Source organism: Terriglobia bacterium (assembly GCA_020072845.1).
GTDB lineage: Bacteria > Acidobacteriota > Terriglobia > Terriglobales > Acidobacteriaceae > JAIQGF01.
Genome location: JAIQGF010000020.1, coordinates 1 through 20,007, shown reverse-complemented (window position 1 = coordinate 20,007; position 20,007 = coordinate 1). Strand labels below are relative to the sequence as shown.

At 61.3% G+C, this 20,007-nt stretch carries 22 protein-coding genes and 1 pseudogene; 7 read left to right on the top strand and 16 right to left on the bottom strand.

The annotated features are described in order from the left end of the window. Positions 1-56: 56 nt before the first annotated feature. Entirely contained in the window at positions 57-1,106 is a 1,050-nt protein-coding gene (locus tag LAN70_17640) for a DsbA family protein (GenBank protein MBZ5512972.1), read from the bottom strand. A gap of 148 nt (positions 1,107-1,254) precedes the next feature. Between LAN70_17640 and LAN70_17635 the strand changes: the two genes are divergently transcribed. After that, positions 1,255-1,623, top strand: coding sequence for a carboxypeptidase-like regulatory domain-containing protein (locus LAN70_17635; GenBank protein MBZ5512971.1), 369 nt, complete (start codon positions 1,255-1,257; stop codon positions 1,621-1,623). Between the two features lie 151 nt (positions 1,624-1,774). After that, a pseudogene (locus LAN70_17630) lies at positions 1,775-1,870 on the top strand (septum formation family protein). A 389-nt stretch (positions 1,871-2,259) separates the two neighbouring features. Here LAN70_17630 and LAN70_17625 read toward each other — a convergent pair. Both LAN70_17625 and LAN70_17620 read right to left on the bottom strand, forming a co-directional pair. Beyond that, positions 2,260-3,945: a 30S ribosomal protein S1 gene (locus LAN70_17625; GenBank protein MBZ5512970.1), complete on the bottom strand. Its 1,686-nt coding sequence runs from the start codon at positions 3,943-3,945 to the stop codon at positions 2,260-2,262. 765 nt (positions 3,946-4,710) lie between these two features. Further along, a complete protein-coding gene (locus LAN70_17620; protein ID MBZ5512969.1) occupies positions 4,711-5,328 on the bottom strand; it encodes a hypothetical protein in 618 nt (205 codons plus the stop codon). A gap of 648 nt (positions 5,329-5,976) precedes the next feature. Between LAN70_17620 and LAN70_17615 the strand changes: the two genes are divergently transcribed. Beyond that, the gene (locus LAN70_17615) at positions 5,977-6,462 is read left to right on the top strand and encodes an HIT domain-containing protein (protein ID MBZ5512968.1); all 486 of its coding nucleotides are present in this window, start codon (positions 5,977-5,979) and stop codon (positions 6,460-6,462) included. Between the two features lie 597 nt (positions 6,463-7,059). Here the strand turns inward: LAN70_17615 and LAN70_17610 are convergent. The 11 genes from LAN70_17610 to LAN70_17560 form a co-directional block, all read right to left on the bottom strand. After that, entirely contained in the window at positions 7,060-7,683 is a 624-nt protein-coding gene (locus LAN70_17610) for a hypothetical protein (protein ID MBZ5512967.1), read from the bottom strand. Between the two features lie 135 nt (positions 7,684-7,818). Further along, entirely contained in the window at positions 7,819-8,751 is a 933-nt protein-coding gene (locus LAN70_17605) for a cation diffusion facilitator family transporter (protein ID MBZ5512966.1), read from the bottom strand. A 148-nt stretch (positions 8,752-8,899) separates the two neighbouring features. Further along, the gene (locus tag LAN70_17600) at positions 8,900-9,775 is read right to left on the bottom strand and encodes a hypothetical protein (protein ID MBZ5512965.1); all 876 of its coding nucleotides are present in this window, start codon (positions 9,773-9,775) and stop codon (positions 8,900-8,902) included. 315 nt (positions 9,776-10,090) lie between these two features. Continuing rightward, positions 10,091-10,321 (bottom strand): hypothetical protein, encoded by a 231-nt coding sequence (locus tag LAN70_17595; protein ID MBZ5512964.1) that lies wholly within the window; start codon positions 10,319-10,321, stop codon positions 10,091-10,093. 309 nt (positions 10,322-10,630) lie between these two features. Next, positions 10,631-10,792, bottom strand: a complete 162-nt coding sequence (locus LAN70_17590) for a Trm112 family protein (GenBank protein ID MBZ5512963.1) — start codon at positions 10,790-10,792, stop codon at positions 10,631-10,633. A gap of 47 nt (positions 10,793-10,839) precedes the next feature. Next, positions 10,840-11,538 (bottom strand): haloacid dehalogenase type II, encoded by a 699-nt coding sequence (locus LAN70_17585; protein MBZ5512962.1) that lies wholly within the window; start codon positions 11,536-11,538, stop codon positions 10,840-10,842. Between the two features lie 82 nt (positions 11,539-11,620). After that, on the bottom strand, positions 11,621-12,325 hold the full coding sequence (locus LAN70_17580) for a hypothetical protein (protein ID MBZ5512961.1): 705 nt from the start codon (positions 12,323-12,325) through the stop codon (positions 11,621-11,623). Positions 12,326-12,618: 293 nt separating this feature from the next. Further along, a complete protein-coding gene (locus LAN70_17575; protein ID MBZ5512960.1) occupies positions 12,619-12,951 on the bottom strand; it encodes a BlaI/MecI/CopY family transcriptional regulator in 333 nt (110 codons plus the stop codon). Between the two features lie 26 nt (positions 12,952-12,977). Next, entirely contained in the window at positions 12,978-14,105 is a 1,128-nt protein-coding gene (locus tag LAN70_17570; GenBank protein MBZ5512959.1) for an HD domain-containing protein, read from the bottom strand. Between the two features lie 157 nt (positions 14,106-14,262). Further along, positions 14,263-15,165 carry a lipoyl synthase gene (gene lipA / locus LAN70_17565; GenBank protein ID MBZ5512958.1) on the bottom strand — a complete coding sequence of 301 codons (903 nt, stop codon included), beginning with the start codon at positions 15,163-15,165 and terminating at the stop codon, positions 14,263-14,265. 60 nt (positions 15,166-15,225) lie between these two features. Continuing rightward, positions 15,226-15,882: a TetR/AcrR family transcriptional regulator gene (locus LAN70_17560; GenBank protein MBZ5512957.1), complete on the bottom strand. Its 657-nt coding sequence runs from the start codon at positions 15,880-15,882 to the stop codon at positions 15,226-15,228. Positions 15,883-16,008: 126 nt separating this feature from the next. Here LAN70_17560 and LAN70_17555 point away from each other — a divergent pair, with 126 nt between their 5' ends. After that, entirely contained in the window at positions 16,009-17,226 is a 1,218-nt protein-coding gene (locus LAN70_17555; GenBank protein ID MBZ5512956.1) for an MFS transporter, read from the top strand. 60 nt (positions 17,227-17,286) lie between these two features. On the opposite strand, the gene LAN70_17550 is transcribed toward LAN70_17555, so the two are convergent. Together LAN70_17550 and LAN70_17545 are read right to left on the bottom strand one after the other, a co-directional pair. Continuing rightward, a complete protein-coding gene (locus LAN70_17550; GenBank protein MBZ5512955.1) occupies positions 17,287-17,487 on the bottom strand; it encodes a cold shock domain-containing protein in 201 nt (66 codons plus the stop codon). A 187-nt stretch (positions 17,488-17,674) separates the two neighbouring features. Next, positions 17,675-18,031, bottom strand: a complete 357-nt coding sequence (locus tag LAN70_17545) for a cytochrome c (protein ID MBZ5512954.1) — start codon at positions 18,029-18,031, stop codon at positions 17,675-17,677. 72 nt (positions 18,032-18,103) lie between these two features. Here LAN70_17545 and LAN70_17540 point away from each other — a divergent pair, with 72 nt between their 5' ends. From LAN70_17540 to LAN70_17530, 3 genes are all read left to right on the top strand, one after another. Next, positions 18,104-18,532 (top strand): DUF488 family protein, encoded by a 429-nt coding sequence (locus LAN70_17540; protein MBZ5512953.1) that lies wholly within the window; start codon positions 18,104-18,106, stop codon positions 18,530-18,532. A 1-nt stretch (position 18,533) separates the two neighbouring features. Next, positions 18,534-19,334, top strand: a complete 801-nt coding sequence (locus tag LAN70_17535) for a DUF3891 family protein (protein ID MBZ5512952.1) — start codon at positions 18,534-18,536, stop codon at positions 19,332-19,334. A 63-nt stretch (positions 19,335-19,397) separates the two neighbouring features. Beyond that, positions 19,398-19,772, top strand: a complete 375-nt coding sequence (locus tag LAN70_17530) for a hypothetical protein (GenBank protein ID MBZ5512951.1) — start codon at positions 19,398-19,400, stop codon at positions 19,770-19,772. Positions 19,773-20,007: the final 235 nt, after the last annotated feature.

The window sequence follows — 20,007 nt, the reverse complement described above, 5'->3', positions numbered from 1 at the left end:
CCGGTCGGGCGAAGCCCGCTACGAGTGCGAATCAAGTTGTTCCTCCGAAATGACACTTACTTGGGGGCCGGTGGCGCATTCGTCGCCGGCGCGGTCGTGGCCGGCACGGCGTTGGCTGCTGGCGCCGCATCTGCCTTGGCCGGCGCATGCGCCGGGGCGCTTCCCATAGGCGACGAGTCTGGCGGCAGCGCCACGGCCGCCGCCGGAATGGGCTGGCCGGCGTCATGCAGCGCGCGATTGATCATCGCCTGCAATTCCGCCATGGGCACGGCGCCATCCACCCTCTCGCCGTTGACGAACAGGCTCGGCGTTGCCGAAATTCCCAGGACCAGGCCCTCCTGCATGGAGGCCAATACTGCCGTGGTTGACTGCGCCTTGATGCAGGCTTGCAGCGGCGCGGCCTGCAAATTCAGCCGCCGGGCAATGTCGGCCGCCGATTTGTCGAGCGCGGCGAACTGTTGTGTGAACGGCGGCTTCTGCTCCCCGCCGGAAATCTGTTTCTGGTTGGCGTGCGCGTAGTCGGCGAACTGCCAGTAGGCGTCCCAGCTTTGCGCGCCCAGGCAATTCGCGTCCACGGCCGCGTGGATGGCCCAGGGATGAATTTCGGCGAGCGGGAAATCCTTGTAGATGATGCGCACCCGGTCGCCGTACATCTTGAGCACTTCCTGCATGAGCTGGGAGTGCATGCGCGAGCAGAACGGACACTCGAAATCGTCGAAGTTGACGATGGTAACTTTGGCGTCCTTGTTGCCGCGCACCGGACGGCCGTTGACGTCAATCTTCTTCAGGATCTCGGCGTAGGGGTCCTTGCTGATATCGAACTTGAGGACGCGAACCAGGCTGGCGCCGTCCTTGGAAACTAGATAATCAATGTCCTGCTTGCGCTCCCCCTGGGAGAGGGTCACCGTGACCTTGTCGTAGCCGGGGAACTCGGTGCTGGCGGTGCGTGGGCCGGCGGTGACGTTCACCGAGGGAGGGATTTTGTCGCCCAAATAGACGCGTACCTGGCGCTCGATGCGCTGGTTGACTTCCGGAGAGTTCGCCTGCGCGGCGCAGCCCAGACAGAGGAAGAGAACGGCGATAAGAAAACGTCGGAACAATTGCACAGACAGCATTATCGCATGCGCCGGGCCGGGGCTGGAAATCAGCGGTTCTGGCCGCAACTGGAAGCGGACAAAGCGGTTGGAATATGATGAGCGGGCCGGCATCGGCTTGCATCCAACACAGCAGGGAAGTCAGAGTCAGGAGTGTCACGTGAAGAGATTATGGCTCACCGCCGCGCTGGCTGGGTTGCTGGCCGGGGCTTGTGCGGCGCCAGCGCGCGCCATGGGTAGCGCCGCGATGTCTGACAAAGAGCCCCAGGTGCGCATCCTGACGGGCGCGGTGGTGAACCAGCAGGAGAAGCCGCTACCGGGTGCGATTGTGTACCTGAAGAACAGCAAGACCATGGCGGTGAAGACGTTCATTGTCGGGCAGGACGGCAGCTATCGCTTTAACGCGCTCTCGCCCAATGTGGATTATGAAGTGCATGCCGAGCGCAACGGCAAGAAGAGCGACGCCAAGACCCTGAGCTCCTTCGATTCGCGGAAGACCGCGTACATCAACCTGAAGATCAAAGAGTGACGCCGGCCACCAACCGTCGGTCGCCGACGAAAGTAATGCCGGGCCGCCACCTTCATGCCATACAATGCGCGTGAGGAAAACCTGTATGCGGCCACCCCCGAAAGACCCTTACGGACGCCCGGGACAGCAGCAGGGACAGGGTCAAAACCGGCCCGGCTATGGACAGCAACCGGGAACACGGCCCGGCTACGGCCAGCCGCCCGCGGAAGAAAAGAAACAGCCACCCCCACCGGCGCAACCGCCCGGCAACATCAAGGCCGACGTCATCTGGGCACTGAGAAATGCGGGCGGCGGCATGTCGGTATTCGATATCTCCAGCAAGATCACGGCGACCGGAAAGCCGCGCTACCCGGAAACCAAGATTCTGCACATCCTGGAAATGCTGGTTAAAGACCAAAAGGTGACCCAGGGCGAAGAGACCGGGCGCGTGACGTATAAGTGGGCGGTGGAAGCGTTCTAAAGCATTGAAGATTTCAGAGTTTAGATTGAAGATTGGTCGGGGGCGTTGTTCGTTCGAACATTGGCCATTTCTGCTGTTCATTCTGCAATCTGAAATCTTCAATCTTCAATTCTTGATTCCAGCAAAAAGCTCGGCGTTTCCGCCGAGCTCACTAACTCCTAACTACTAACTCCCAGCTACTGGTTATCGCTGCCCGCTCGTTTCCACGTCATCAGCTCTTCCAAGGTCGTGGTCGAGCTTGAAACCGGGTGCTTGTAGGCCTCGACGTCGGCGCGAGTGGCTTCCGCTCCCACCGCGCGCAGGCTCAAGCCGACTTTCTTCTCGCCCGGGTTCATCTTGAGGATCTTGAAATCGAATTCCTGTCCGGGCTCCAGCTTCGCCTGGGCGCCGTGCTCGTCCACCGCTTCGGAATTGTGGCAGAGGCCTTCGACTCCATCGGCGATCTCGACGAAGGATCCGAAGGTGGCCACGCGCAGCACCTTGCCGTGCACCACGTCGCCGATGCGGTGCTCGTTGAAGAAGGTCTCCCACACATCGGGCTGAAGCTGCTTGATCCCGAGGGAGAGGCGCCGGTTTTCGGGTTCGATGGCCAGCACCGCGGCCTTGACCTTGTCGCCCTTCTTCAGAACTTCCGAAGGATGCTTGACGCGCTTGGTCCAGCTCAGGTTGCTGACATGCACCAGGCCGTCAATGCCGTCCTCGATCTCGATGAAGGCGCCGAAATCGGTGAGGTTGCGGACGCGGCCCTCGACGGTGGAGCCGACCGGGTATTTCTCGTGCAAGGTCTCCCAGGGGTTGGACTCGAGCTGCTTCAGGCCCAGCGAAATACGGCGCTCGCCGGGGTTCACGTTCAGCACCACCGCTTCCACTTCCTGGCTGACGTTCAGCATCTTCGACGGGTGCTTCATGCGCTTCGACCACGTCATTTCGCTGACGTGCACCAGTCCCTCGATGCCCTGCTCCAGCTCGATGAAGGCTCCGTAATCGGTGATGCTGATGACGCGTCCCTTGACGTGGGCGCCGATGGGATACCGATGCGCGGCATCCAGCCACGGGTCGGGCGTGAGCTGCTTGAATCCCAGCGAGACGCGCTGTTTGTCCTTGTCGAATTTGAGAATCTTCACCTGGATCTGGTCGCCGACGTTGACCAGGTCGCGGGGATGCGTCAGCCGGCCCCAGCTCATGTCCGTAATGTGCAGCAGGCCGTCAATGCCGCCCAGATCCACGAACGCTCCGTAGTCGGTGAGGTTCTTGACCGTGCCGGTCATCACCGCGCCCTCGTGCAACTGCTCCAGCGTGTGGCTGCGCTTTACCGTGAGGTCCTCTTCGAGGAGCTGCTTGCGCGAGACCACGATGTTGCCGCGCTTCTTGTTCAGCTTGATGACGCGGACTTCCAGCTCCTGTGCCTTCATGCCGTCCAGGTTGCGCACCGGCCGCAGGTCCACCTGGGAGCCGGGGAGAAAGGCGCGCGCGCCCTGGATATCCACCGTCAGACCGCCCTTGATGCGCTCCACCACGATGCCCCGGATGGGGGTCTTGTCGTTGTAGGCCTTCTCGATCTCGTCCCAGGCGCGCAGGCGCGAGGCCTTCTGGTGGGAGAGCTTGGTGTAGCCCTCCTCGGTCTCGCCCTTCTCGATCATGACGTCGATTTCCTGGCCGGGCTCAACCTTTACGTTGCCCTCGTGGTCCTGAACCTCGGCAATCGGTACCAGTCCCTCGGACTTGAAGCCGACGTCAACCACGACGTGGGTGGGGGTGATCTTCAGGACCGTGCCCTTGATGACGCGGTCTTCATGGGCGGCCTGCTCGGCCGCCTGTTCGGCGGTGAAGTTTTCCAGTGCGGTTGCGAAATCGTCCGTCATCTCTTTTTCGTTTCGATTGCTTTTTGCGGGGTCTCCAGCGCGCGTTTCGCGCGCTGGGGTGCTGTTCGTCGGACCCGAGGCGGGCCGAGGTGGAGTAACAGCGGGAGTCTCAACAGGATTCACAGCGTTGGCCGGTTGGGGCGTGGCGGCTTGCTCGGTAGGCGAAAGTTCGGCTTGCCCGGTAGGCGAATCTTGTGCGCTCTGTTCCGCAGCCGGCTGCGAGTCCGAAGGGGATTCGTCGCTGTGGGCTGTACGCTCGTCTAAGACCATAATTCTTCCACCCATCGCACACCGCAGCGCGCGCATGGGGACCACGATTTTGTACGGACTGCTGGCGTGGGTCGTCGGGGTGATTTGCCCGCAATCGGGCTTGGACAGTCCAGCGGTCGCTCCCTCCAGCGCGGCTGGCGATCTGGAGGCCTTTCCGACTATAGCAACCGCTCACAAATTGGTCAAACGCCCCGCGGAATTCTTCCCAACAGACGAAAAAAATTCTGCAACCAACTGCCCCAGATTGTGGCAGGCGCCAGGCCGCCGGGCAAGGTCGGGCCGCACAGGGACATGTGACACCGCGCACCCGGGAGAAGTAAGAATTAAGAAGTCAGAAGTAAGGGTAAATAATCCAGTTGAAGCGTTGTGCCGAAGCGATGAATACCGGCTCCACAGCCATCTCCGCCTGGTGGGGAGACAATCGATTCGCCGCGTTGTGAAAAGAGAGCCCGACCTCACTTCCAGGCCGGGCTCAGAGTTTCCAGGGGAAGGGGGCTAATCGCGATCGCGTTCGTGTTCGCTTTCGCTTTCGCCGCCTTTGGTCCACACCCTTGCGTGTACAAGAAAACCGCTGGTAGCGCAGCAGCCGCCCTGCGATGCGTCAGACGCGTTGATCTGCTCCGTCGTAACGATTTTATTGCCGGCACCGTTGCCACCGTCCGACTGGAGGTAGCCCACCTGGGTCTTGAACACAACGGCGCCAGTGGTGTCAATCGGTGCGGTTGTTCCGCAGAATACATTTGTCAAAGGCACGGGAGGCCCATCACTGGCGGTAATAATCGTGATTCTTCCAGTTTTAGCCTCAACGGTGTACGTTCCGTGGAACAGGCTTGGGCCGAGGTTCAGGCCAGGAGGCGGATTCCCACCGTAGAAGCCGTCGGACTCTCCGCATACGTGGCCCTCCCCGTCGGCGATCATCACGGATGCCCCGGCGAAGAGGACTGCCGGGAGGGCATTCCCCTGAGAAATGTCGTACGCAGTCTCTGCGCTGACGTAACGGCCGTCGACGTCGGCAAGGTTGAAGTGCCGACGCCCATTAGACCCCGCTGCGGCGAGCCCTACGAGAGCCAGCAGCGTCACGACAAGAAGACACGCACGTGTTACTTTGTTCATATTCACCTCACGAAGTGGCTGGTTGTTCTTGGCTGCGCTGGGCGCTGGCGTAAACGCCTCAGCGAAATGAGAGAGCGATTGAATCCACTAACAGAATGCGAAACATTTCGAAGTTCTGCAGTGTGCGGCTATGCACCATAGGCGGAGTATCGGGGATATTGCTAATAATGGGGAGTCTTGTCCGGGAAATCTCTGACAGACGGCGCAGATAGACTCCCCTACCGAGCCGAGCGCCCCGTTCAGCTCTCTCCAGAGACTCTGCGGCCCATAGAAGTGAGAAATCGGTATCCACGGTGCATGTCCGCTACGCTGCGCTAGATTCGTAACTGCGGTTGGTTGCTCGTAGCTGCGCTGGGCGTTGGGCGGCCGCCTCAGCGAAATGAGAGAGCGATTGATCAGGAATCTTCTTTTTCAGCCCTTAAATCGCATAAATTCTACGTGGGCGCCTTTGCAAGGCCAATACTGCATCTGCGAACGAAAAACGGAACCATGCTGTGCCCTTTTGGGCTGCAACGCATGATTGAGTAAGAAGTCAGAAGTCAGAAGTCAGAAAGTACAGGCACGTTGCACCTCATCTCAACTTCATTTTCACTTCTTACTTCTCACTTCTGACTTCTTAATTCTGACTTTTGAGGTACGCTGTCGCGCATGGACTACCTCTTCACCCCCTGGCGTTTCACGTATCTCACCAATGTCGGCAAGACCCCGGGTTGCGTTTTTTGCGAGCAAGTCAAACTCCAGGACCGCGAGGCGCTGATCCTCCACCGCGGCGAGCACTGCTTTATCATCCTCAACGCCTTTCCCTACACCAGCGGCCATGTCATGATCGTTCCCTATGAACACATTGACGAATTGCAGAAGCTGTCGCCCGCGGCTGCAACCGAGATGATGGCGCTGTCGCAGCGGATGGAGCGGGCCTTGCGCGCGGCGTACAAGCCTGGCGGGATCAACTTGGGGATGAATATCGGCGCGGCCGCCGGGGCAGGCGTGGCCGGCCACATCCACATGCACGTGCTGCCGCGCTGGATCGCCGACAGCAACTTCATGACGGTGGTTGGCGAGACGCGCCTTGTGCCGGAAGATCTTGGAACCACGTGGGAGAAGCTGAGGAAGCAGTTCGAGCTTCAGACCTGAGGCGCAGAATTATCTGTAGCCTGTGCCTGCGATTGCTGGTGAACTTCGGTCAGTTGGCCGCTGGAATTGCTTCCGAGTGGCCGACGATCCATTCGCAAATTCACCCAGTCACTTCTATGGGATGGGGGAACTTGGCGGTTCCTCGGAGGCCAGCTGCCGATGCCTCATCGTAAGAAACCGATCGTTCCGTGGCAAGTCAAGCCCTCCGAAGATTTGTGCGGTTTTAACGTTGTTCCTGTCGGAGATTGCCGCTTGAAGTGTTTGCCGCAGCAGCCGCATTCAATCGTGAACTTGACATTGGTAGCGATACCGCGTCGTTTTCGTCCGCCCCGCTCGTCATCTCCTTGGCGATGCTCCATTTTATTCTCACGCCAGTATTCGGCGTCAGTCCTGAAGCCGCGGCCAAGTAGCCAATTGCCCCAACGGGCCAGCATCGCGGCTTGCCAATGCCAATTCTTGGTGAGTATCCCGCGCCTCCAACGAGTACCCCAATAGCGCATTCGCTAAGCTCCTAGTTTTTGACGCTTCTTTCCATTGCGCCATAGAGTCATCACGGCAGTTTCTCGACGAAAGCTTTGGGCGCATTCCGCCGGGCTATCAAGCTTGGCCAGCCTCCCAGTTCGATACCATCTTTAGAAAATCAGCGAGCGCCCGGGGAGATCCTTCCACCTCGCAGTGCAGACCCTCCTTGTCGAACTTCGCCCGAAGCCGGTCAGTCGTGGACACGTCACTAACTGCAGGCGCCTCATCCGTCCGAGAAGGCGGCGCGCTATTCGGCTCTGCGGACGATTCATCAGCTTCACGGACATTTTCGCCCTGAGCCTCCAAGAGCCGCCGCCAAAAGCTTTGAAATGCGGCCGGAACCATCACATGATTGCGTCCAGCTTCAGGCGAAGACAGCCGCTCCACTGGACGGCACGGGAACAGCGCATCCCAGAGGTCTTCGCAGCGGCTCGCAACCGTGCAGTGTCGATCTCCGGACTGCGTCATGAACCAGTTGCTTAACAGAACATAGGCTTCGCTCTTCAGTGGGGTTTCGGGCTTGTCGAACCAGCGTCGGAACTCGGTGCTGGCACGCGAACTCAGCGTAAGTCCGCGGTGGGTCTCTTCTAAAATGCCATCTAGAAGTGTGTTCATCCGTTTAGAATCCAGCTCCTGCGGCGTGGCTAGGACCAGATCGAAGTTATTGGCGGAATTAGGAAATTTTCGAGTCCACTTCATCTTTCGCCTCATTGGTTGTAACGTATTGATAAGCATTATCAATACAACTCTGCCACGTTTAATAACCGCTGTCAACCAATATTTCTTAGTAGGCCGACTAACCGACAGGATTTCAAAGCGGGCGTGATAGGGCTTCTAGTGCTCGTGCCCATGGCCTTCGGGTGTCTGCGTCGGGATAACGACGCAGCCGTGGGCGATGTCGCACACCACGTGCTCGAACTGGATGGTGGTGTGATGGATGTGGAACTTCACCCGCAGCCGCTCCTGGACGTCACGCAGGATGGCCTCGCTGGCCGACGGGGGAATGTCGGCAATGCTGATGTGGCAGGAGAGCGCGTGCGACTGGCTGCCGATGCTCCACACGTGCAGGTCGTGCACGTCATTCACACCCGCGACGGCAGTGATGTCCTGCGCCACCAGCGAGAGATCCATGCCGCGTGGCGTGCCTTCCAGCAGGATGTTGAGGGTCTCGCGGATGATCCCATGCGATGACCACAAGATCATGGCGCCGATGCCGAAGGAGAGCGCCGGGTCAATCCAGTTTTGGCCGGTTGCCAGGATCGCCCAGCCGCCGCCGATGACGGCCGCGGTGGACAGCGTGTCGCCCAGCATGTGGAGTAAGGCGCTGCGGATGTTCAGGTCCTTGCTGCTGCGCCAGAGCATGATGGAGATGACGCCGTTGACCACCACGCCCGCGGCGGCGACGCCGATCATCAACCCGGGATGCACCGGCACCGGGGCCACCAGCCGGCGGCCTGCCTCGTAAAAAATGTAGAAGGCGATCGCCACCAGCGTCATGGCGTTGATGAACGCCGCCAGCACGCCGGCGCGGCTGTAGCCGTAGGTTTTGGTCGCGCTGGGCGGGCGGTTCTCCAGGTACACCGCGGCCAGCGAGAGCAGCAGGGCAAGGAAATCGGAGACGTTGTGCCCGGCCTCGGAAAGCAGCGCCAGGCTGTGCGCACGGACACCGGAGATCACCAGCAGGACGATGTAGGCCATCGTCACCACCAGCGAGACCCGCAGCACGCGCGAGGTATGTCCCTGCGGATCGTGGGCGTGCGCGTGCATCGATCCAGTGTAAATTCGCTGCGCGCGCGGTTCAACCTTCCCGCGCTTCTCCGCTGCGCACAGGCGCCCGCGGAGCAAAATGAAAAAGGGCCGCCCCAGTACGAAGGCGGCCCGGTTGATGTTCAGCCGCAGCTAGCGCTCGCCGGCATCAGTGCCCGTCGAGGCAGCCTTTCTGTCCGGAACTGTTCGGGTACCCGGTGCCAGCGTTATACGCGGCATTCGACCACTCGTCTTGCAGCTTCCAATGGGTCCCGTTAGGAAACGCGACGGAGGAAACGTTGAAGGTCCAGGCACACTTGTCGCCGTTCTCGGCCCCCGAGGAATCGTACCAACCGCCGTTGCGGGGATCGGTGCGCGCTTCCGACAATTCGTGCCCGCTCACGTTGGCAAGCGCGGCCAGGCCCTGCGAATGTCCCGTCGTTGTGTCTTGCGGATCGCATCCCGGGTCGCCATCCAGGCTCCAGAAGAATGCAAACTGCACGGGTGTGCCTCCGCAAGAACCGTAGCTGTGCCAGGCGCAGTACCCGGCGTTGCCGCGAGGCTTGTCCGTGTAGACCGGATAATACCCGTCGGCGACCGGGTTGGGGATCACTCTGCAAACTTCGGCGAGGATGGGCGAGGTTGTGTTGCCGCCCGAGGCGGTCGTCGTGTCGATGAAATAACCACCGTTGGTACTCGTCGGACCCACCTGGCCGTTGCTTCCGGTGTATTCGTCGGAAGTCTTGGCGTAATTGGAGTTGCTGAACCCCGAGTACCACAGATCCAGGCCTGAAATCTTGTCGCCCACGAAGGAGCTGTTGGCCCATTTCGGTCCCCAGAAAATGACCTTGACGGCGGCGGCGTTCATGATGGCGCCCTTGTGCCAGGTCATATCGGGGTTTGATCGTGCGCGGGCGATTCCCCTGGCCCAGTGAACGCCCAGCATCGGCGGTTCAGGCCGGCCATGACCGTTCTGAGCCTCCTGCGCGAACCCCAAGGGCACCGACAACAACGCTGCGAACACCAAGACACAACACCGCTTCATAGTGGCTCCTCCATGGAATTGTGACTACCGGTCACGTAAATTTTTGAGAAATCCCCGAATGCAGATATGAAGACTACTTAGCGCTGCTCGACCCCAGTGGCGGTATGGTATGAAAAGAGTGGTGGCGGGTCAATCCGGAAACCTACTTCGCCAACACACCCCCGTTACCCCGGCGCGGTTACCGGGTTGAATCCGAGTTGCAGCAGGCGTGGAAAAGCGAAAAGGCCGGACTGGTTGGTCCGGCCTGCTCCTTCTTAATTCGCCTGAGTTCCGGCGAAACTTGGGTCAGCGCGGCGTCACCTTCCGCGCCCGACTTTACATCACCATGGCAATGCCCTCGAGCTCCTTCTGGATCACATCCAGAGCACAGCCAGCGCATTCCACGCGGCTGGCCGCATCCAGCGCCGCCTCGGGCGACACTCCATAGCCGCGCCCGGCAAGAAAGATCTGGAGCACGCGGGCCGCATCCCAGGAATCCACCCCGCTTTGCAGCAGTTCGCTGCGGAGGGCCGTCAATTCACCGCTTGAGAACTTTTCAGCCATCATGGATCACCTCCGACCCTGAAGGCTTGGGTTCCTCACCCTTGCCTATTACTTCTAACCCTTCTCTACCCGGTTAGACTCCGCAAACCCTACCGATGTTGCAAGCAATTCTCGGCCCAAAGCATGGCGTATTCCACAGCCGTTTCCTACTTTCTGAGCTAACTGGTTGTTTGGAAGTGACTTACGGATATTTCTTACGCTGGAACGGGGTTGTAAACTGTGCCCGAAAAGGGCTCCGCAATGACGAATCTTGTTCTCATTTGGGGAAACTTGGACGTTTGTGGCACAACCATACACCGAATTTGGTGCAAGTCAGGCCTTTTGTGCCTCACTTTCCAGCAGGATGGGAATACCGTCGCGTATGGGGTAAAGCCGGTGGCATTTGACGCACTGCAACTGGTCCGAGGCAGTCAACTTCAAGGGCGTCCTGCAAACCGGGCAGGCGAGGATATCGAGCAGTTCCTGGCTGATCATATCTTGCACATTCTACAACTGTACCGGGCACTAAAGAGCGCCGCCGATTAACTCACCGCCATCGCCGCCAGTGTCGCCATATCCGGAACCACCAAATCCGGCTTCGCCGTGCCGGCAGCTCCGCCGGAAGCTCCCGGCCTTCCCTGCCGGTTGACCCACACGCTGGCGATTCCCAGTTCATTGGCGGGAGCGACATCGTGATAGAGGCTCTGGGCCACGTGCAGCACCTGCTCTCGCCCCGCTCCCAGGCGTTCCAGCGCGAGCCGGAAATTGTTCAAAGAAGGCTTGTAGCTGCGCGCCTGCTGGGCGGTGATCACGGCATCGAACGGCACTTCCAGGTGCGCTGCGGTGCGGGCGAACAGATCGTCGTCGGTGTTGGAGATCACCGCCAGCTTGTAGTGCTTCTTCAACTGGCGCAGAGCGGCCACGGTGTCGGGAAATGGCGCCCAGTCGCCGAGGGAATCCGGGAGCGAGCGCACCTCCTGGCTGCTGATGCGAAACACCAGCCGCGCCGCGATCTTGGTCATGACCGCTTCCAAAATCTGGCGATAGGTGCGGTATTCGCCGGCCTCCTCGACGCGCTCAATGGCGGCAAATAGTTCCAGGATTCCGCCGTCGCTGAGATTGCGGCCATGCGCGGCCAGCACGGGACGCAGCGTGGACAGGATTCCCCGGTCCCAATCGATCAGCGTTCCGTAGCAGTCGAAGGTGAGCCAGGAGAACGGCGAGAAATCGAAATCAGACATAAAAGTCGTCAGTCGCCAGTCTTCAGTCGTCAGGAAAACAAGTTCGATTGCCTGCAGCCTGGCGACTGGCGACCGCCGCCTGCTATTTCACTTCCAGCGGCTGGAGCAGCTTGAAGCTGAGCGTCGCCTCCGCCGGCAGCACGATGTCCTTGTTGCCGGTGAACGCCGCTCCGGCAGTGCCCGCGCCCGCGCCCGCCAGTACGCCGATGGCAGCGCCCTTGCCGCCGCCGGCCAGACCGCCGATGACCGCGCCCAGTCCGGCGCCTCCACCCACCGCCACGGCGGTTCGCTTGCCCTTGCCCTTGGCGGATTGGGCGATGGCTGCCGTCTCAACTTTGTAGGTGTTGCCCCCCACCTTCACCGTGTTGAGCGCCAGCCGCAGAACCGCGCCTCCCTTGAAGCGCCCCAGCGGCACCGCTTCCGCCACCGTTCCCGTCGCCTCGGCGCCCGAGGGGATCAACACCTGGCCGTCGACCTCGACCGGCTGCGCCACCGTCGCCGTAAACGATTGCCCCGGCGAGCTGATCTTCGATCCCACCGCCTGCCCGAGCCGCACTACGATGTGCTGCCCGGCGGGCACGATCTTAGGCTTCGCAGCCGCGGGCTTCGCTTCGGCCGTTTTGGCGGCCATGGCGCCCGGTTTGGCAGCTGTCGCGCCCGTGCCTGCCGTGCCTCCGGGCGTGGCTCCAGTTGCCCCAGTTCCGGTCGCAGTTGACGACGGCCCGCCCTCTGCCGCCGCCGGTTCTGCCGGCTTCTTCGTGCACGCCATCATCAATGCAATTGCCAAGACCAAAAGACTGCACAGTAATAGTGTTCGACGCATAGAAACCTCCACCGTTGGGGGCTTTCTACCAGAAGGAGCGCCGGATAGCAACGTGGGCGATTGAGTAATTTGGTAATCGGGTAATTGGGTAATTTACGGAGTTCGCGATCTGAGATTAAGAGCGGATTCCACCACGGAGGAATGAAGAATTAAGAAGTCAGAATGAAGAATAATCTGTCTGCGAGAACTGGTTTCTGCAGCCGATTGGAACCGCTACTCTTGAAATTACCAAATTACAAAATTACGAAATTACCAATTCAGAGCAGTTCATCATCAATGCTGGACGCCGCCGTCACTCGCCGCCGCGGACGGGCGCCTTCGCCCAGCAGGTACCGGACCAGCGCCCGGTTATCGGACTCGAACAGGTTCGCCACCAGCCGGCGCACCGCTTCCGCCCGCGCCGTGTCCAGGTCGAGACAGGCGGAATACGACCAGGCCCGCCCGCGCTTGCGTCGCTTTACCAGGCCCTTGCCGCACATGCGATCGAGCACGGTCATGACGGTGGTGTATGCCAGCGGCCGTGGCAGGCCGGCGCGCACTTCAGCGACGCTTGCCTCGGGACGGCTCCACAACACCCTAAGGCAATCCATCTCCAGCGACGCCGGCGCGCCCGATCTCACTTGCCTTCCCTCTTGGCGGCAGGCTTGAATTTGTTTTGCAGCGCCTCGATGTGTTTCTCCAGCGGCACGGCGGTCTCGGCGGAGGTCGCCGCTACCGCCGCTGGTTCCTCCACCGCTTGCGCCGGCGCCGCCGTGACATCCTCCGCCTGCGCTGCCTGCGGTTTCGGCCGCAGGAATTTGCCGGTGTCCAGCAGCGGACGCGCCAAGGACGCGTTGTAGCTCGTCCACGGGTTCTCCAACGCCGCTTCGCGCTCGAAATGCGCCCGCATGCTTTCCATCTTCGAGTCGAGATCGTCGAGATAATGCAGCATCAGCGCTTCGGGAAACATGGGCAGCTTGGGCGAGCCGAATTCGTAGTGTCCGTGATGGCTGATGATGAGGTGTTCGAGTAGGGTCTTCAGCTCCGGAGGAAACTCCGGCGGCAGCTTGGCCTGCAGCATCTCCAGCTCGATGATCATGTGCCCCAGCAGTTGCCCGCGCGTGGTGTAGGCGAAGGAGCGCGCGTACGAAAGCTCGTGCACCTTCCCGATGTCGTGCAGGAACACGCCCGTCAACAGCAGGTCGCGGTCAATCTGGGGGTAGTTGCGGCAGGCCAGGTCGCACAGCTTGCACAGCGATACTACGTGGTCGAGCAGCCCGCCGATATAGGCGTGATGCAGCGTTTTGGCCGCGGGCGCGTTGCGGTAGGCGGCGGCGATTTCGGGATCGCTCATGAAATTTTCCAGCAGCGCCTTGAGGTGCGGATTCTGGAATCCGGCCACGAACTCGCCAAGCGTGCGCCACAACTCATCCACGTCCTTGGTGGTCTTGGGCAGATAGTCGGAGTAATCGATCTCCGACTCCTCCAGCCGCTTCAGCTTGTGCACGGTCAATTGCAGGCGGCCGTTGTACTTGTTGATCAGGCCGCGCACCTTGACGAAGTCGTCCTGCTCGAACGTCCCCATGATCTCGGGAACGTTGTCCCACACCTTGGCGTCAATGTGCCCGGTGTGATCGGCTAGGGTGAGCGCCAGGTACGGCTCGCCGGTCTTTTTCGGCTTTACCTGCTTGACCGCCACGACGAAGCTGGTGGTGACGACCTTGTTCTCGAATTGCGCGGCGTCGCGGACGTAGAAATCTTTCATGGAGCCTCGTGTTCGGGTGGGAAAACGTATCGTATATCAGAAACTCTGCCCGCAAACATTGATGATTCGCCATAGCGGCACCGAGGCACGGAGGGAAACCGTTCCCGGTAAACCCTCTGTGCCTCTGTGTCTCTGTGTTTGATTGAACCGCGAATCGCTACGATATCCCCGTGGACTCCGCCTGCTCGTGCGCGTGATACGACGACCGCACCAGCGGCCCGCTCTCCACATGCCGGAATCCCATCTTCAGCGCCTCTTGCTTCAGGAAACGGAATTCCTCCGGCGGCGCCAGACGCGCCATCGGCAGGTGGTCGCGCGAGGGCCGCAGGTACTGCCCCACGGTGAGAATGTCCACCTTTCGCTCGGCAAGATCGCGAAACACCTGCAGCAGTTCCTCGGTGGTTTCGCCCAGTCCGACCATCAGCCCTGACTTCGTCACCGTCCGCAGCGCGATTTCTTTCGAGCGCCCGAGCAGGCGCAGGGTGCGCTCGTAGCGCGCCCCGGACCGCGCCACGCGGTACAACCGCGGCACCGTCTCGGTGTTGTGATTGAGGATGTCGGGCCGGGCGTCGAGCACGACCTCGAGGCAGTCGTCGTGCCCCTGGAAGTCGGGGATCAGCACTTCGACGCGGCAGTCGGGCGCCACCCGCCGGATCTCCTCGATGGTCATGGCGAACACGCGCGCGCCGCCCAGGTTGTTGTCGTCGCGATTGACGCTGGTCACCACCGCGTACTTCAGTCCCAATTGCGCCACCGCATCGGCGACGCGCCGCGGCTCGTCAAAATCAATCGGCCCGGGGTGTCCCTTGGGCACGGCGCAGAACCCGCAGCGCCGGGTGCAGATGTCGCCCAGCAGCATGAAGGTCGCGGTGCGGTGGTTCCAGCATTCCCCGATGTTGGGACACTGCGCCGACTCGCACACCGTGTGCAGGCCGAGCCCGCGCGCCAGCTTCTTGAGCGAGTGATAGTTCTCGCCCATGGGCGCGCGCGCCTTCAGCCACTCCGGCTTGGGCCCGGGGCGCCGCGGCGCCGTGTCGATCTGAACCAGGGTCGTGAACATGAGAACGCTACATTGTACGACGCGCCCGCGAGATGAGGTTGATACCGGTTCGTTTCCAGCCTACTTGGCCTCGAGCCCGAGATAGCGCAAAAAAGCGGTCGTCAGCTCTTTTTTCAACTGCTGATCGTCGGGGGGCAGAAACTGTTGCAACTCTCGCTGGTACTGGTTGAAGACAATCAACTCCAGGAGGGTGTTGACCACCAGCATCAATCCCAATGATATCGCCACCTTCGGGTCGGCGTGCTTGATGTCCTTCCGGTGCGACATGAAGAGGTTGATGAGGTGTTCAAAGGTGCGCATCTCGGAGCGCACCGCCTTTTTGCAGAACGCCTTGTTGCCGGTGGTGTGCAGGAATTGGCGCATGGCGCGGATCAGACCGGTGTTCATCTGGTAGCTGACGAAGATGCTATTCACCAGTTGCGCCGCCAGCACCGGCGCGGGAATCTTCGCCGCCATTTCCGGCGTCAGGTTCGTCCGCAAGTGCTCTTCCTGCCGCTCGTAAATGTGCAGGATCACGGTCTCCAGCAGCGCATCCTTGTCGGGAAAGCGGCGATAAATGGCGGCCGGAGACAAGCCGGCGTGCTGCGCGATGCGCGGGATGGTGGCGCCTTCCAGGCCGCGCTGCCCCAGCACCTCGGTGGCCGCCTTCATCAGCTTGCGCAGGCTCTCGCGGCTGCGCGCCTGCTGCGGGACTAGCGATTTCCGGGTCGCCGGCATGGCCCCTTTATAGCAGCCCGCAAGAAGCGCACGCGAAAAAAACAGCGGAGGGGGCTTGACAGCCCATCGAATGTAAATGTAAATTCACATTCGCATCGGATCGAAACGACCCACCCAGGAGGCCCCATGGCGACCGCCGCAGCCTTGCCCGCTCCCCGACATCCGCTCCTGAATCCCTGGTTCCGCAAATGGTGGATGGGGTCCACCGTCTCGATCGCCGGAGACCAGTTCTACCTGGTGGCCTTGCCCTGGGTGGTGCTGCAACTGACCGGCTCGGGCCTGGCGATGGGCACCGTGTTGATGACGGCGGCCATCCCGCGCGCCCTGCTCATGCTGCTGGGCGGCGCGATCACCGACAGAACTTCGCCGCGCAAGGTGTTGATGGCGACGGCGGGGACTCGCGCGGCAGCGGTAGCCCTAATCGGGCTGCTGTTATGGACGCTGCACATTCGCCTCTGGCACCTCTACGTTTTGGGATTCGCCTTCGGCGTGGCCGACGCGTTTGCCATGCCGGCGGCTTCCGCCTTCCTGCCTTCCCTGGTGGAGAGTGAACAGTTGCCGGAGGCCAACTCGGTGGCGCAAAGCACCGCGCTGCTGGCCGGCATCCTGGGACCGACCCCGGCCGGATTCCTGATCAAAGCCAAGGGTGTGGCGTGGGCGTTTGTGCTGGACGCTATAAGTTTTCTGTTCATTATCGGCGCCTTGATCGGCCTTCCGGACCCGTCGAAAAGGGCTGGCGGCCGGAAGCCCAGCCTCCTGAAATCGGTGGCGGAAGGGTTGGGATTCGTGAAGCAGGACGTTGCCTTGCGCACTTTGATGGCGGTGGCGGCGGTCATCAACTTCTGCACCATCGGGCCGTTTAGCGTCGGGCTTGCTTACCTGGCCAAGCACCGGTTCGCGTCGCCGTCGGCCTACGGGCTGTGCATCTCGAGCGTGGCTGCCGGGGCGCTGGCCGGCATGATGCTGGCGGGGGTGGCGAGGTCGAAGCGGCGCGGAAAGCTGCTGCTAGGTGGCACCACGCTGTTGGGTATGGGTATGACCGCAATCGGATTCCTGCAACCGCTCTGGTCGATTGCGGTGCTGCTGCTGGCCATGGGCGCGATTAGCGGATATGTGAACGTGCAGTTGCAATCGTGGATCCAGCAACGGGTTGAGGTCGCGGTACGCGGCAGGGTGATGAGCGTGCTGATGCTGGCGGCGTTCGGCTTGATGCCAATCTCCCTGGCAACCGCCGGCATACTGGTGGGGTGGAGCGTTGCGGGGATGTTCGCCCTGGCCGGACTGGCGGTGGTGGCCATGTCTGCCATCGGGGCGATGCAGAGGCCGGTGCGGGAGATCGAGTGAGACGCCCAAACAAAATCGGGGTGGCCGAAGCCACCCCGAAATGATTCTGCGAACGCCGGATTACAGAACCTGAACGTTCTCAGCCTGCCAGCCCTTGGGACCCTTTTTCACGTCGAACTGAACCGCTTGCCCTTCTTGGAGGCTGCGGAAGCCCTGCGCCTGAATGGCGGTGTGATGGACAAATACGTCCTCACCGTTCTGGCGGCTGATAAAACCGAAACCCTTGGCGTCGTTGAACCACTTCACTGTTCCTTGTTCCATTTTCGTGTTGCTCTCTTCTGTGTTGAAATTGCGGGGAAGTAAATCGGGACTAAGAACAGGTAGTGCTTCAGCAGAGCTTCGGCAGAACGTACTTAGATCAATTCAAATCCACACGCTCGTACAGTGTATATAGATTCTCCCCAACTGGCGAGGACTCTTTATTCTGAGCGCCGTAAGTTATTGAAAATTAAAGGGTATGCATGTAAGCCAGCAGGTCGTCCATCTGCTTTTGGTCAAGCACGCGCCCGAACGACGGCATCTTGCTGCGTCCCAGGCTGATCACCTCGCCTACACGCTCGTCATTGGCCGGAGTGCCGCTGGGCATGAACTGCTTCTTGAAGACGCCCTCCAGGCTGGGCCCGCGCAGCGACCGCGAACTGTACGCCTCGTGACAGGTGGCGCAGTAGCGGTCGAAGACGCGACGCCCGCTCGCCTGCTGCGGATTCAATCCCAGCTCGGCATCGCTCTTACGAAGTTGCGTGTCGCAGCCCCCAAGCAACACCGCCGCGGCTGCGACTAGGAGGATGAATAAGTGTTTATGCAAATGATTTGGTCCGCCTCAAGCTGAAAGCTGACAGCTGATAGCTGTCTTGCTGAGCGCTACAATACCAGAGCCATGCTCATTGCTCTCAAGCGCGCCTACGACCCACCATCACCGAACGACGGCGCCCGCATCCTTGTCGATCGTCTGTGGCCGCGCGGCGTGACCAAAGCACGCGCGCAGATTGATGCCTGGCTGCGCGACCTGGCGCCTTCCACGCAGCTTCGCCGCTGGTTCCACACGCGCCCGGCGCAATGGCAGCAGTTCCGCAAGAAATACCTCGAGGAGCTCGGCGAGCCCGAGGCCGCGCGCGCTCTGGCGCAGCTTTATGACCTCGCCCGCAAGCGCAAGAAGACGACGCTGGTGTTCGCCTCCCGGAATAAAGAGCACAACAACGCCGTCGTGCTCAAGGAGCTTCTGGACGGCATGCGGAAACCGCCCCACAGCTCCGGTCCGGAGAAAGCGGCCGGCGGCGCGGTGCGCGCCCGCCGAGGCGTGAAGTAACGTGGTCATCTACCCGCTTGTGCCCAACGCTCCGCCGCCCGCCAACGACTATCAGCCCGTCTGGCCGGTGATCGAGCGCGCCCAAAAACAGCTTGCCGAAAAATACTGGCTGGTTACGCAACCCGACCATGCCGCGCTGGCGGGAGCGCTGGCCGCCAACATGGTTGCGCCCGGGTTTCCCCGCGTGGATCCGCTGCTCGCGCGCGCCATCGAAGTGCACGATGCGGGATGGGCAATTTTCGAGCCCGAGGCTTGCTTCACCGCCGCTCCCGGCGTGGATGGCCGCGGGAAACCGATTTCATTTCTGGAGATTGACCCGCCGCAGTTCCTGCGTGCCTGGACGGCTTCCATCGACCGTGCCGAGTCGGTCTGTCCCGCCGGCGGATACATTGTCTCGCGGCATTTCTGCGCGCTCGGCGAGGGCCGCCTGGCCTCGGCCATCGACGGTCCCGAGAACTCCTCGCGGTTGCACGCCTTCCTGGCCCGCGAAGCGGAGCGGCGCCAGCGCCTGCAACCGCAGGGCGCTCACAGCCCGGCCGAACTCGAATCCCTGCTGCTGGTGCTCCAGTTCTGCGACCTGTTGTCGCTGTACCTGTGTTGCGGCGCCGGCGACGCGGTCGAGTTCCCGCAACCGTTCGCGCCCGGCAAAGTCCGCATCCGCCGCGAAAACCAGGCCTTCGTGCTGCAACCCTCGCCATTCCGCGGCTGCGACTCGGACCCCGAGGTCAGCCTGGGCGTGGAAGCCCGTCGCTTTCCCTCCGCCACCACTGTCACCACCACGCTCGCATTCCTCTTGTGGTAATCCCGCAATGGTGACCTTTGGAGATTTGTAAAAAGCGGCGCTTTCGTGCAATATGCGCCCCAGATGACCACATCGCACCACAGGCCGTTGCCGCACAACGTGCTGCAGGAGTACCTGCAGGCGCTGGCCGACGGCGCCGCTGCGGGTCCCAGCGACCGGCAACAGAAGATCCTGTTGTCCTACGCGGAACTGCAATACCAGTTGCACGGCGGCGGGCGCTGTTCCATGTGCCGCGCCTCGGTCCGTCACGTGTTGCCCGTCACAGCCGAGCACACCGACGGGACCATCGCCGAGTTCGGTTGCTTGTGCACGCGCTGCCTGGAAGCGGAACGGGTGGTATCGGATCGGGTCACGCTGACCATCGGCCGGGCGCGCCTCGAGTACACCACCTCCTATGGCGGCCCCCAGCCCAGGAGTTTCCGCGCCTACGCCACGTAAACCAGCCGTCAGAGTTCAGCTGTCAGCTATCAGCTTTCAGCCGTCAGTATTTAAGAACCCTCTCGGCTTTGTTGACATCCCATTGGTGCGCGTCGTTTCTGGCCTCAGGATCACCGTGACCCCAGCCCCGCAGGGCCTGCCCTGAGCGAAGTCGAAGGGGGCGAACGCTAGTAGCCCAGAGCCTGCCCTGAGCGCAGTCGAAGGGGCGCCAGCCCTGGGAAGAATTCGATGACAG